The sequence below is a fragment of the Streptomyces sp. CBMA29 genome, assembly GCF_014596445.1.
Taxonomy (GTDB): domain Bacteria; phylum Actinomycetota; class Actinomycetes; order Streptomycetales; family Streptomycetaceae; genus Actinacidiphila.
In genome coordinates this window covers 1-13,676 of the sequence record NZ_MECL01000044.1, presented here as the reverse complement: position 1 = coordinate 13,676, position 13,676 = coordinate 1, and the positions used below count along the sequence as shown (strand labels likewise).

The window sequence follows — 13,676 nt, the reverse complement described above, 5'->3', positions numbered from 1 at the left end:
GTGGGCGGTGTCGGGCGCGCCGTCGTCCGCGGCGGCCGGGCGGGTGGAGCGCGGGGTGCTGGCGGCGGGCGGCCGCTCGACCGGGTCGATATGGCTGAGCAGGTGCTTCCTGACCAGCAGCACGGCCCGGACGCCACCGTAGGGCGAAGGCGACGACAGGTCGACGGACAGGTCGAAGCGCCGGGTGAGCTGGCCGATCGCGGCCAGGCCCATGCGCGGCGGGTCGCCGAGGTCGGAGAGCAGGATCGGGTCGGTGCCCGCGACCATCTTCCGCGCGTACGCCCGCTCGTCGGCGGCCATGCCGACGCCGGAGTCGTCCACGGTGACGGAGACACCGTGGTGGACGGCTTCGAGGTTGACCACCACGGCGGTGTCGGGCGCGGAGTGCCGCAGCGCGTTGTCCAGGAGTTCGGCCACGATGATGGCGACGGGCTCGACGGCGTGCGAGACCAGCGCCGTACCGGGTTCGAGGTGGTTGTTGACCCGGACGCGGTGGTAGCCGACGAGCCGGGACTGGCCGCCGGTCACCGCCTCGACCAGGTGCGACTCCTCGCGGGCCAGGCCGACCCAGGCCCCGCACACCACGGCCGTCACCTGGGCGCGGCGCAGCGACTGCTCGTTCTCGTGGTCGAGGGCGAACAGCGTCTGGGCCAACTCGGGCTCGTCGTAGCGCTGTTGAAGCCCGCGCAGGACGTCCTGGAGGCGGTAGAGCCCGGCCTGGATGTCGCGGGTGGCGCCGCGCATGCCCGCGCGGGCGGCGGCGTCGACCCGCTTGCGCTCCTGGGCGGTCGCGGCGAGGACGGCGGTGAGGACGTCACCCAGGGCGGATTCGATGTCGGTGGCCGGGAGTCCTGCGGGCAGGGGTTCGGGGTGCAGCGGTCCCGGCACGCGGACGTGCGGGTGGGCCGCGCGGGTGGCCTCGGCGGGGATGCGTGCGGCGGCCAGGTGGGCGATCTCGGCGGCGACGGCCGTGGTGACCCGCTCGCTCTCCCGCCGCGCCTCGTCGAGCCGGGACCGCAGTCCGGCGATCTCCGCGCGCTGCCGGGCCCTGTGCCGTAAGGAGCGCAGCAGGCCGCCGCCGAGCGCTAAGGCGGACACGGTCCCGGCGGCCAGGCCGACGACGGCCAGGTCCGGTATCTCGATCATCGAATCGGCCTCGGGAGATCAGGGAACGGCGGGACGGCGGGCCGCCCGGGAGCGGGCCGTGCCCAGTACACACTGGAACCGATCGGTCGCGCGCTGTTTTGCGCGAAGATCCTTTTCGATATGGCCCGAGGGCGACCGGTTCTGCCCGAAGTGTCGACACGACGGACATCCATGCACCGGGGCACCCCTGTCCCACCTGCGGCGTGGCCGAAACACCCCGCTATACATGCCGTGCATAGCGGGTGTGTAGGGTGAGCTTCCGTCCGCTCAGCAGACACAGAGCGGACATACAGACTTCGCACGGATGTCACCCGGCGAGCCCGCGCGGCGGGCCGGGCGAAGGCCCCGTGCCGAACAGCCGTACACCGCCGCGCGGCGCCGTTCCGAGCCACCGCGCGGCGCGCTCACGCACAGACCCGGAGGACCCGCCATGCCAGGAACGCCCTCAGCCATACGACGCCGGTGCGCCGGAGCCGCGGTGGCGGCGGTGGCGCTGGCGACGGCGCTGAGCGGGTGCACCACCTACGACACGCAGTCCCCGCGCAGCGCGCGGAACGCGGCGGCGAAGAAGGCCGGGGCCGACCCGTCCGCCGCGGCGCTGCCCGCCGGAGCCGTCGACTGCCGCGAGGCCAAGTGCATCGCGCTGACCTTCGACGCGGGTCCCAGTGAGCACACCCCCGCGCTGCTGAAAGTCCTCGACGAGAAGAAGGTGCGGGTCACCTTCTTCCTCCTGGGCCACAACCACGTGGACAAGTACCCGGACCTGGTCGCGCAGATGGGGCGGAACGGGAATGTGCTGGGCAACCACACCTGGACCCACCGCAGGCTGACCGACCTCGAACCGGCCGAGATCCGCACCGAGTTGGACCGGCTCAACACGGCGGTCGAGAAGCTGACCGGCGAGCGGCCAACGCTGATGCGCCCGCCGCAGGGCCGTACCAACAAGGAAGTCGCCAAGATCTCCAAGGAGTTGGGCCTGTCACTGGTGCTGTGGAACGACACGGCGAGCGACTACGCGACCACCGACTCCGCGCTGATCCACAAGCGCATCCTCAAGGACGCGCACCGGGACGGGATCATCCTGCTGCACGACCTCTACAAGGGCACGGTGCCCGCGGTGCCGGGGATCATCGACTCCCTGCGCGCCGAGGGCTACACCTTGGTGACCGTGCCGGAGCTGATGGCCCCCGCCAAGCCGGAGCCGGGGAAGATCTACAAGCCCTGAGACCCCTCCCGCCCACCGGCCCCGTGCGTCGGGCCCGTGCGTCGAGCCCCCCTTTCTCGGACACCGCCCCGCCCGGGTCGCCGTCCCGGTGGCCCCGAGTAAACTGATCTTGGGACGACTCCTCAGAGAACCTGAGACCTGCGAGGTGAGACGCCGATGACCGTCGGATCACCGCGCCCGAGCCCGCTCGTCGAGCAGGCCGCGCAGCACCTGCGGGAGCAGATCGCCGAGGGGCGCTGGCCGGTGGGCGCGAGGCTGCCGGGCGAGACGGCGCTCGCCGCGTCGCTCGGTGTCGGCCGGTCCACGGTCCGCGAGGCGGTACGCGCCCTGGCGGGTGCCGGGCTGCTGCGGACCCGGCAGGGCGCCGGGGTGTTCGTCATCGCCACGGAACCGGTCGAGGAGTGGTCGGCCAAGCTCGGCAGGGCGGCGGCGACGGATGTCCACGAGGTGCGCGCGCTGCTGGAGACGCGGGCCGTACGGCTGGCGGCGCGGCGCCGTACCGACGAGGACACGACGGCTCTCCAAGAAACGCTGACCTCGGCGCTCACGGCCATCGCTTGCGCCGCCCGGCCGGAGGCCGCCGCCGATCCGGCGGCCCGCGTGGACGCCGACCTCGCGCTGCACGCGGCGCTGGTGGCCGCGGCCGGCAATCCCGTACTCACCGATCTGTTCGCCGAGTTCGCGCCCGCGCTGCGACAGGCCCTGCCGGCCCTGGGGACCGTGGGCCCGGCCGGTCATGAGGCGCTGGTCGCGGCGGTGCTCGACGGCGACGCGGACACGGCCGAGCGCCTGGTGGCGGCCGAACTCGACGTCATCGCCCGTCTGTTGCGCGAGGCGCGGGCCAGGAGCGCGGCGTGAACGCGCTCATCCCCCGGCCGCGCTCGCAGCCCGCGCCCGGCGCCGTCCACGTGCCCGGCTGGCTCTCCCCGGAGGAACAGGCCGAGTTGGTGGCGGCGTGCCGCGCGTGGGCGCGCGGCCCGGTGCCGATGCGGCGCACCCGGCTGCCGCGCGGTGGCGTCATGTCGGTGCACACGATGTGCCTGGGCTGGCACTGGCGCCCGTACGCGTACTCGCGGATCGCGCACGACGTGAACGGCGCCCGGGTCGCCGAATTCCCCGAGCGGCTGGGCGAGTTGGGCCGCAGGGCGGTGGCGGACGCGTACGAGGACGAGGCAGCGGGGGCCGCGTACGCGCCGGACACGGTGCTGGTGAACTTCTACGGCGAGGGCGCCACGATGGGCATGCATCAGGACAAGGACGAGAAGTCCGGTGCCCCGGTGGTGTCGTTGAGCATCGGCGACGCCTGCGTCTTCCGCTTCGGCAACACCGAGACGCGCGGAAAGCCGTACACCGACGTGGAGTTGGCCTCCGGTGACCTCTTCGTCTTCGGCGGCCCGTCGCGCTACGCCTTCCACGGGGTGCCCAAAGTCCTGCCGGGCACCGGCGATCCGGCCGTCGGGCTGAGCGGCGGACGCCTCAATCTGACGCTGCGCGTCACCGGTCTCACCGACTGACGCCCCTCGCACGGCGGCGCCCCCGCCGCCGGTCGGAACCGGCGACGGGGGCGCGCTGCTGCCAAGGAGTCCCGATCAGTCCTTGAGCAGGGTGAAGTTGCTGGTGACGGTCGCTCCCTTCGTGATCTTCACGGTGGCCACGGTCGGCTGCCAGCCGTCCTTGGCCACGATGAGCTGGAGCGGGTTGTTGCGGACGTCCAGCCACAGGGCGTACGTGCCGTCGGGGGCGGTCTTCAGCGTGTAGTGCGTCGCCCAGGTGTTGATCTGGACGGTGGCCCCGGACAGCGGCGATCCGCCGCCGCTGACGGTGCCGGTGATCTTGCCCCAGGTGGCGGGCGGCTTGACCGTCAGCGACACGGGGATCGGGGCGATGCTGTACGGCGTGTCACTGGCCAGGCCGATCGAGGCCGAGTACGTGCCCGGCTGGGTGATCTCGGGGACGGACGCGTCCAGGGTGACGGTCAGCGTGGTGCTGGCACCGGGTGCGACGGTGACGGACGTGGCGCTCTCCGACAGCCAGGTGACGTCGGTGACGTCGGGCTGGTCGTAGCCGGGGAGCACTTCCGCGTTCTTGGCCGGGGTCTGGCCCGCCAGGCCGCCGACCGAGTAGAAGCCGGCGCCGCCGCTGCCGCGGTAGAGCGAGGCGTTGGCGTTGGGCAGCGCCGTCCAGGTGTTGTCCGTGGGCTGGTAGGCCCACGTCTGGTTGGTCAGCGCGGCGCCCGCGTTGATGGCACCGCCCTTGACCAGCAGCACGCCGTTGGCCGAGGTGTACGTGGCGCCCCACGCGTCGGTCGGCTGGTCCGCGATCGGCGACCAGGCGTCGGCGGCGGGGTCGTAGACGTACGCGTGCGTGGTGCTGCCCGCGTCCGTGGTGCCGCCGGAGCAGTACAGCTTGCCGGTGATCGCGCCGCAGGACTCCCAGGAGACGGGCTCCGGGTAGGCGGCGGCGTTTGCCCACGTGTTGGACGCCGGGTCGTAGAAGGTGACGTCGGCGGTGCCGCACGCGGTGGCGGTGCAGCCGCCGACCGAGTACAGCTTGCCGTTGAGCACCGCGCTGCCCGCGCCCGCGTACGGCTTGGGCGAATTGGCCCCGGTGCTCCAGGTGTTGGAGGCGATGTCGTAGATTTCCAGCTTGGCGTCCGGGTTGCCGCTGGCGCCCCAGCCGCCGGCCGCGTAGAACTTGTCGCCGATCACGCCGTGGACCGGGGCCTCACGGGTGTCGGCGGCGGAGGCGAGCTTCGTCCAGGCGCCGCTGTCCGCGCTGTACGCGTACAGGTCGCTGGTGTCGGCCACGCCGGTGAAGCCGAACGCCGAGTAGACGGTCCCGTTGTGCACGACCACCGCGTTGTCACCGGTGGATACGGGCAGGTCGGGGATGGTCTGCCAGGCGTCGCCCGCCGCGCCCTGCGCGTTGGCGGAGGCGTCGGTGGTGGCCTTGCCGCCGGGCGACAGCGCGCCCTTCTTGGCGCTCGCGCCGTGCGTGGTGAGCGACAGCGGCGAGTAGTGGCCCTTGACGAGGTTGAGCGGGGCGCCGCCGGCCTTCTGGAGGACGACTCCGCCCGGCGTCTCGCCGAGGGTGACGGTGGCCGGGGCGTTACCGGTGTTCTTCACCGTCACGACCTGGCTGGCGCTCTTGCCCCAGGCGACGGTCTTGCTGATGCTCGCCGGGGTGACCTTGATCTGGCCCGCCTTGAGGGCGAGGTTGTGCGAACCGACGCCGTCCCTGGGGATGTTCACGGTCGCGGTCGCCGAGGTGTACTTCGACGCGGTGGCCGTGACCGGGTGCTTGCCGGTGAGGTGCGAGAACATCCAGAAGAAGCCGTCGCCCAGGTTCGGGTCGTCGGGCGTGGCGTTGGTGGTGGTGTGGTCGTCGGGCGCGTCGGTGCTGGTGACGGTGGCGCCGTTGACGCCCGCCTTGGTGTTGCTGTCGGTCACGTTGCCGACGATCAGGCCGCCGCTGACCGGGTCGTAGGTCCGCTTGCCGACGAAAACGTTGTCGAGCTGCCACCAGTAGGCCCAGTTGCCCTTGTAGTGGAAGCGCAGCCGTACGTCGCTCTTGCCCGCGTAGTCGGCCAGCGGGAGTTCGACGTGCGTGGGACCGGCCACCGAGGTGGTCGTCTTGTGCCAGACGGTGGTCCAGGTGGCGCCGCCGTCGGTCGAGACGTCCACGTCCGCGGTGGAGTTGCTGAACGCCTTGTAGTCGGTGTCGAAGCCGAGCACCGGGGCGGCGACGTCGGTAAGGTCGTAGGACGGGGACAGCAGCGAGCTGTCCTGGCTGAGACCCTGGCCGATGTTGTCACTGTCGATGTTGGCGAAACCGCCGCTGCCGCCGGTCCTGTTGCCGCGGGCGCCGGGGTCGTTGAAGACCCAACCGCCGTTGGTGGCGTCCGCGTTGGTCACCGACCAGCCCGCCGGGGGTCCGGTGGTGGAGGTGAACGCCTCGCTGCTGCCGGTCAGGTGCACCGCGTAGCCGGGCGCCTGGTCGGACGACGGGTCGACGGGTACGGGGACGTTGAGCGTCTGGTCGGCGGTGCCGATCTGGAGGCTCTTGTCGACCGTCTTGTAGCCGGGGTAGTTGGCGCTGATGTGCAGGGTGTACGCGCTGCTCTGAGGGAGCGTCAGCGAGTAGTCACCGGTGACGGGGTCGGTGTAGACCGGCGCGCCGGGGACACCGTCGACGGTGATCTTCGCGTACAGCGGCCAGCCGTGGCCCGAGCCGTCGGTGACCTTGCCCGCGACGGCCTGCTTGGCCACCGCGTCCAGGGCGAAGGAGGTGGTGACGGTGGCGCCGTCGGCCAGTTCGACGGCGGACGCGGTCTTGCTCGCGTAGCCGTAGGCGGCGGCGGTCAGGTCGTAACTGCCCGGCGGGACGTCCAGCTTGTAGGCGCCGGTCGCGTCGGAGGTGGCGCTGTAGTCGCCCGCGGTCACCTTGGCGCCCGCGAGGGCCGCCCCGGTGGCGTGGTCGGTGACCTTGCCGGTGAGCACGCCGTGCGGGCCGCTGCGGAAGGCCGCCAGGCCGTTCGGGGTGCCGAGGCCGGTCGGGCCGTCGTAGCCGGGGCCCGCGGTGCACTGCTGGGTGGGCGAGCAGGTGCCGTTGTTGCCCACGGTGACGTCGTTGAGGGCGCCGGCCTGCGCGTACGGGTAGGAGTTCGGGTACGTGCCCGCGGCCGGGGTGCCGGCCGACGCGTACACGCCCGCGATCAGCGGCGAGGAGGCGCTGGTGCCGCCGTAGACCGCCCAGCCGTTGCCGCCGTAGCCCTGGTAGACGGAGACGCCGGTGACCGGGTCGGCGACCGCGGAGACGTCGGCGACGGAGCGCTTGTCACAGAAGCCGTTGGTCTGGAAGGCCGGCTTGGGCTCGTAGAGCGAGCATCCCGAACCGGGGCCGCCGTACGCGTTGTTCCATACGGACTCGGTCCAACCGCGGCTGCTGCCGGTGTCCTTGGCGAGCGCGGTGCCGCCGACGGAGGTCACGTACTGCGAGGCCGCCGGGTAGCTGACGCCGAAGCCGTCGTCGCCGGAGGAGGCGACCACCGCGACACCCGGGTGGTTGTAGTACGGGTCCATGTCCGTGGTCTCGGACGGGTCCTCGCCACTGCCGGGTGTACTGCTGTAGCCGGTCCCGTAGGAGTTGGAGACGTACTTCGCGCCGAGCGCGACCGCCTCGTCCACCGCGGCGCCCAGGTCCGCGAAGTTCGCCGAGTCGGCCTCGACGAGCAGGATGTGGGCGTTGGGAGCGGCTGCCGAGACCATGTCGACGTCGAGCGAGATCTCGCCCGCCCAGTCGGGGTCGGGTGACGGGTAGTCGGTGCCGCCGCGCTGACTGACCTTCTGGAAGCAGCCGTTGGCGGTGGTGCACTCGGGCAGGCCGTACTGCGCCCGGTAGATCGCCAGGTCCGCCTCGGCGGTGGGGTCGTCGTAGGCGTCCACGATGGCGATGGTCTGGCCCGCGCCGCCGTCGGCGGGCAGGTTGTACGCGTCCTGGAGGTCGGTGGCACCGAAGCCGGCCGGGGTGGCGGCGAGCGGCTGGATGCCCTTGTGCGCGGCCACGTCGGTGCGGCGCAGCGCGAAGCAGCGGAATTGACCCGGCTGGGCGTCGCCGCACTGCCGTACGACATCGGGCCGGGAGGAGGGTGCGGCGGACGCCGTTGCCGCGGCGGGCAGTTGGAGACCGAGCAGGGCGATGGTGGCCGACGCGAGGGCGGCTACCGCGGTAGCGGCGCGCCGACCTCCGCTCCGTCTGGGAAATATGCGCAAGGCGGGACTCCGTGATGCCGGAGGGGACCGTGCCATGACGAGGTCGTGGCCGGTTGCGGTCCGATCGAACCGCTGGCGTATACCTGTGCCTCACACGCACCACTGGAACCCGAAGTGATTGTCGGATACCTGACATCACCCACACCGGAACTCCACGTCGCGTTCACGTCAACCAGACGGCACAACCTCACCGCGTCCGTATCCGTCGTCCAGCCAGCCGTGCCGGGCCGCGTGCCAGACCAGCCGTATACGGTTGTCGACTCCGGCGTCCCGCTGCATCGCCGCGATGTGCCGCTGCACGGTCCGCACCGCGACGCCCAGGGCGCGGGCCATCGCCGCGTCCGTGCTGCCGCTCACCAGCATGGCCAGGATGCGCAGTTGGACGGCGCTGCGGGCCGGTCCCGCGTCGGCGCGGGCCGGCGAGGGTCTGGCGTCGGGGCGGCCGAGCGGCACGGCGTCCGCCCACACCGACTCGAAGAGCGTGACCAGCGCGTCGAGCAGTCCGCTCGGCCGGATCACCAGCATCACCGGATCCGGTGGCCGCGCGTCGGCGGGCAGCGGCAGCAGCGCCAGCGAGCGGTCGGCGACGCACAGCCGCACCGGCAGCCGGTCGGTGACCCGTACGAACGCCTGCTGCCGGGTGCCCGGCGGGTCGAGCGCGGCCAGCGAGTCCAGGCCCATCGACTCCAGGCCCGCCCGCTCGAAGACCACCCGGCGGCGTACCCCGGACACGGTGGCCGAGCCGCAGGCCAGCGGGTCGGGGACGGCGTCGTCCGCGGTGTCCTTGTCGGTACGGACGAAGGCCATCAACTCGGAGACGGCCGAGGCGTGGAGCTGTTCCGCCCAGCGGCCGATGGCGGCCTGGCCCTCGACCACCCGGACGATCTCCTCCGCCCGGTGGCCCTCGTGCACCCGCTGGTACTCCACGCCCAGCCGGTCCAGCAGTTCCCGGCCGCGCCGCAACTGCTCCTGGGCGCGGGACACCAGCGGCAGCAGCGTGCTCTGCGGCGGCACCGGATACCAGCGCCCGTCGCGCCCGAGCTCCGCCAGGCCGCGCCCGGCCAACTCCCCGCAGACTTCCTCCGCCCGCGCCCTCGACACCCCCATCTGCCGAGCCAGTTCCGCATCGGCCACTCCCCGCGTGGCCACCAGCAACGGGTAGGCCCGGTCCGCGTCGGCACTCAACCCCAGAGCCTCAAACGGACGTTCGCTCATGATCGGGACTGTAGCCCTCACGGGCCGCCGAGACCGGCGATTCACACAGGCGCGCCATAGCCGTCGCACATCGGTCATGGGCCCGCCGGGCGCCGAGGCACCTGACGGGCCCATGACCGGGCCGTTACCCTCACATGACTGACGCTGTGTCATTTCCTGTGCACTGCGGGCGATTTCGAGGGTTTGCCGTGTCGCGGCCTCAGGCGGGTTCCGCCGCGAGCGCCGCCATCTCGCGGTCCACCGCCGCCTGGTGTTCGTCGGCGTCCTGTTTGGCCCGCTTGGGACTCCAGCGCCCGGCCATCACGAACACGAACGGCAGGAAGAGGACTTGGCCGCCGACGCAGATCCACCACCAGGTACGCCACTGGCCGGGCCCGTCGTGCGCGGCCTTCTGCACCTTGGCGCCGTACTTGGTGAGCACCGCCAACTGCGGCTGCGCCTTCTGGACCACGGCGAGGTCGGCGGGGCCGACCTCCTGGACCGCCTGTTGGGTGAGGGCCGCGGGCGCCTTGCCCGGCGGGTACTTGCCCAGTTCCGCGAAGAGCTGGGGATGGGCGTCGACGACGGCGAGCGCGGGCGCCGCCTGCTTCTGCGCGACGGTGACCTCGGTGCCGTGGTCGACCAGCGGGGTGACGGAGGTGACCAGCACCGGGATGAAGGCCGCCGAGACCGCGACCACGATCCTGATCGTCCAGCCCCACACCGCCAGGCCCGTCGCGGTGGCCGCCGGATTGTGCTTCTCGACGGTCTCGGTGAAGCTCGCCATCCACGGCCCGTAGGCGATGCCGCTGAAGACGCCGATCCCGATGAACAGCCACGCGAAGGTGTAGTAGCCGGTGGTGGGATGGGTGGCGCGGGAGGCGAAGATCGCGGTCACGACGATGGAGCCGACCGCACCCGCGATCATGAACGGCTTGCGCACCTTGAGCCGGTCGGAGATCACGCCGACCACCACCAGGGCGATGGCGTTCGCCGCCCAGTACCAGTTCGCGACCGCGTTGGCCCGCTGCTCGGTGTAACCGTAGGTGGTCGCGAAGTAGACGACGAAGTTGCCGACGGCCGCGAAGTACAGCAACAGGAAGAGCGAGATCGCCAGCGCGGAGCCCGCCACGTCGAGCCGGAGCATCTGCCGCCACTCGCCGCGCCGGGCGGCCTGCGGGTCGATGCCCTTGGCGCGCGCCTCGACCAGCGCGCGGTCCCGCAGCGTCACCATGATCTGGTCGCGCAGCCCGGGGGACAGCTCGCGCAGCGCGACGATCGCGATCACGAAGACCACCAGACCGGAGACGCCGGAGTAGCGCAGCTCGTCCTGCCAGCTCGACGTGTCCAGGGTGTTGCTGGTGACGGTGGTGACGACGAGGCTGCCGATCACCGGCCCCATCGTCCAGGCGCCCATCGCGGTGGCCCGCCCGACCTGCGGCGAGAAGTCGCGGATCAGCGCGGGCGTGGCCACGAGCACGATGCCCTCGATAAAGCTGACCAGCGCGAACAGCACCAGATACGTGGTCTTGCCGCCCGCGTTCGGCAGTCCGAGGAAGACCAGCAGCGACGCGACGAGCAGCCCGTAGACCACCAGATTCGCCCGCCCCCAGCGGTCGGCGAGCCCGGCCACCAGCGAGGCGAACGCGCCCACCGCGTTGCCGATCACCGAGACCCACACGAAGTAGCGGTAGGTCATGTCGAAGTGCGTGATGATCGACGTGGCGACCGCGTACTGGATGTAGAGCATGTAATACAGCACGACCGTGGTGATCACCACGATCGCCAGATACGCCATACGACGCCCGGTGGCCGGATATTCGGCCAGGTCACGGCGGTAGAGCCGACTGAGCGCGGTACGGGCGCCTGCGGACCGGGCGTCGGGCCCGGGTCTGTCGGCGTCGAGCGGCGTCGGGGTGGCGGACATACGGCTCCTCCTGGAGATGCTTGGAGACCGGGTGGAGTGCACGGGGACGGCACTGCTGCGACCCCTCGGAGGTGCGGTGCGGCCGGCCCCCGAAGGTGTGGCCAGAGGCTAGTACCGACTAGTCGGTATGCCTAGGGGTCTGCACGGGGTCAATTCCGCGTCGCCTCGCGGCCGGGGCGGGCCGCCGCGGCCCCGCGCGCAAACGGGGACCGGCGGGCCCCTTGAGGGGCCCGCCGGTCGGTGGCGCCCCGCGGGGAGCGCCGGCACATCGGTGGTGCGTCAGGTGGCGGTGCAGGTCAGCGCGGGTGCGCCGAGGGTTCCGCTGGAGGTGCCCTGGAGGCCGAAGGTGGTCGTGGCGGCCGGGGCGAGCGCACCGTTGTAGGCGAGGCTGCCCGCGGTCACCGCCGCTCCGGTCTGGTGGACGTCCGCGTTCCAGCCACTGGTCTCCTGCTGCCCGCCCGGCCAGGTCCAGGTGACCTTCCAGCTCTTGGTCGCGGCCGTACCGGAGTTGGCCACGGTCACCGTGGCGGTGAAGCCGCCGCTCCACTGGTTGTCGGTGTGCCAGGTGGCCGCGCAGCCGGAACTGCCGCCGGTCGGACCGCCGGTGGAGCCGGAGGTCGTACCGGTCGTCGTACCGGTCGTCGTACCGGTCGACGTACCGGAGGAGGTGCCGGAGGAGGTGCCCGACGACGTACCGGAGGAGGTGCCGCTCGACGTGCCCGAGGACGTGCCGCTCGACGTACCGCCGTTGGTGGTGCCGCCGGTCGTGCCGCCCGAGTCGCCGAAGCCGGGGGCCTTGATGCTGGCCAGGTAACCGTCCTTGACGGTGTTCACCGTCGTCCAGTCGTCGTTGAGAATGCCGCCGGTGTCACCGGAGTTGGGATTCCACGACCAGAAGGTCCAACTGAAGCTGTCGCCGCCGTAGGTGCTGGTCGGCCGCAGGTAGTCCACCAGCGTACGCAGCCAGGTCTGGTCGATGGTCGACTGGAGGGTGGTGCCGAACTCGCCGACCCAGACCGGGGCGATGTTCTGCTTGAACAGATAGCCCCAGTACTTGTCCCAGATCGCCGACATGTTCGCCGGGAAGGTCGGGTCGCTGAACCACGGCTGCTGGGCGACGCTGGTCGCGTAGTCGTGCGCCGAGTAGACCACCCGGTTCGCCACGTTCAGCTCGACCGGGTACTGCCCCGCGCCCATCAGATTGCCGCCCCACCAGCCGGAGGTCCCGTTGAAGGTCTGGACGCCCTCCACGAAGATCAGCAGATTGGGGTTGACGCCGAGGACGGCGTTGCCGCCGCGCTCGGCCGCCAGACGCCAGTCGATCGTGGTGTCGCCACACCCCCAACAGGCCGGGTCGTGGGGCTCGTTGTGCAGGTCGATGCCGACGACCGCCGGGTTGTTCAGGTAACGGGTCGCCATCGCCTTGAGGTTGGTGATCCAGGTCGACTCGGGGACGGCGGCGGTGTACCAGAGCGCGGACTGGCCGCCGGAGTCCGGACGGTGCCGGTCCAGGATGACCCGCAGCCCGATGGAACCGGCGTAGTTGACGATCTTGTCCATCACGCCGAGCGAGTTGAGGCCCTGGAGATCGGCGTTCATGCCGCCGGAGTAGTTGATGCTGGAGGGCACGGTGCCCTTGAAGATGTCGTCGCTGTACGGCAGCCGGATCGTGTTGTATCCGAGCTGCTTCATCTGGTCGATCATGCTCTTGTAGTCGCGCGACCAGATGCCGTGGGCCACGTAGTTGCTGGTCTCGAAGCCGAACCAGTTGACGCCCGCGATGCGGACCGACTTGCCCGTGGAGTCCAGGATCTGGCGTCCGCTGGTGTGCCAGTAGCCGGTGGCGGCCTCGGCCGCCGCCGGAGCCGCGGGCGCGCCCGCGGCCGTGGCGTGCGTCTGCCCGGCGAGGGAGAGCAGCGCGAGCAGCGCCGCCGCGACGGCGGCGGCCAGAAAGACCCGCAGCCTGTTCGGTTTTCTCTGGGGGCTCAGCGAGCCCGGAAAGGGGACCACGGTGGCGATTCCTCTCGGTGGGGGGACGGAACGCTTCAGTTCGTGGTGGGGGTCGGCGGCGGAAGCCTGGTGGGAGCGCTCCCATTCGTAACCGTATGGAAGCGAGGACACGCGAGTGGCGTCAAGAGGAAACACCGGCTTCAAGTAGTGAAGCGGGGCGGGACGGAGTCGGGGCGGTGCCGAAGAGGTGCCGGAACGGAGGCTGGAGCGGAGGCCGGAGCGGGGTCAGGGCGTTACGGGAGCGGGGTCGCCGACACCTGGCCCGTAATCAGTTAGGCTTACCTAACTAAGCCTGGGGGAACAGTCCGGGCGGAGCGCGAACCACGCAGTACGGCACAGCACCGAGAGAGCGGAGCACGCCCATGGCAGACCGACCGGTGGGACGGGCGACGGACCAGCAGAC

At 71.5% G+C, this 13,676-nt stretch carries 8 protein-coding genes; 3 read left to right on the top strand and 5 right to left on the bottom strand.

All coding sequences use genetic code 11. The features are described 5' to 3' along the window. The coding region (locus BGM09_RS06735; RefSeq protein WP_188280509.1) for an ATP-binding protein at positions 1 to 1,146 on the bottom strand (1,146 nt) is incomplete at its 3' end. A 430-nt stretch (positions 1,147 to 1,576) separates the two neighbouring features. Between BGM09_RS06735 and BGM09_RS06730 the strand changes: the two genes are divergently transcribed. The 3 genes from BGM09_RS06730 (at position 1,577) to BGM09_RS06720 (ending at position 3,885) form a co-directional block, all read left to right on the top strand. Continuing rightward, positions 1,577 to 2,371 carry a polysaccharide deacetylase family protein gene (locus BGM09_RS06730; RefSeq protein WP_188280508.1) on the top strand — a complete coding sequence of 265 codons (795 nt, stop codon included), beginning with the start codon at positions 1,577 to 1,579 and terminating at the stop codon, positions 2,369 to 2,371. 156 nt (positions 2,372 to 2,527) lie between these two features. After that, a complete protein-coding gene (locus tag BGM09_RS06725; protein WP_188280507.1) occupies positions 2,528 to 3,229 on the top strand; it encodes a FadR/GntR family transcriptional regulator in 702 nt (233 codons plus the stop codon). Next, positions 3,226 to 3,885 (top strand): alpha-ketoglutarate-dependent dioxygenase AlkB family protein, encoded by a 660-nt coding sequence (locus BGM09_RS06720; RefSeq protein WP_188280506.1) that lies wholly within the window; start codon positions 3,226 to 3,228, stop codon positions 3,883 to 3,885. The genes BGM09_RS06725 and BGM09_RS06720 overlap by 4 nt, the downstream gene beginning before the upstream one ends. 75 nt (positions 3,886 to 3,960) lie before the next feature. On the opposite strand, the gene BGM09_RS06715 is transcribed toward BGM09_RS06720, so the two are convergent. From BGM09_RS06715 to BGM09_RS06700, 4 genes are all read right to left on the bottom strand, one after another. Next, positions 3,961 to 8,142, bottom strand: a complete 4,182-nt coding sequence (locus BGM09_RS06715; RefSeq protein WP_223186433.1) for a carboxypeptidase regulatory-like domain-containing protein — start codon at positions 8,140 to 8,142, stop codon at positions 3,961 to 3,963. A gap of 168 nt (positions 8,143 to 8,310) precedes the next feature. Continuing rightward, positions 8,311 to 9,357: a helix-turn-helix transcriptional regulator gene (locus BGM09_RS06710; RefSeq protein WP_188280504.1), complete on the bottom strand. Its 1,047-nt coding sequence runs from the start codon at positions 9,355 to 9,357 to the stop codon at positions 8,311 to 8,313. A 199-nt stretch (positions 9,358 to 9,556) separates the two neighbouring features. After that, a complete protein-coding gene (locus BGM09_RS06705; RefSeq protein ID WP_188280503.1) occupies positions 9,557 to 11,263 on the bottom strand; it encodes an MFS transporter in 1,707 nt (568 codons plus the stop codon). Between the two features lie 279 nt (positions 11,264 to 11,542). Next, a complete protein-coding gene (locus BGM09_RS06700) occupies positions 11,543 to 13,213 on the bottom strand; it encodes a cellulase family glycosylhydrolase (RefSeq protein WP_411158266.1) in 1,671 nt (556 codons plus the stop codon). Between the last annotated feature and the right edge of the window lie 463 nt (positions 13,214 to 13,676).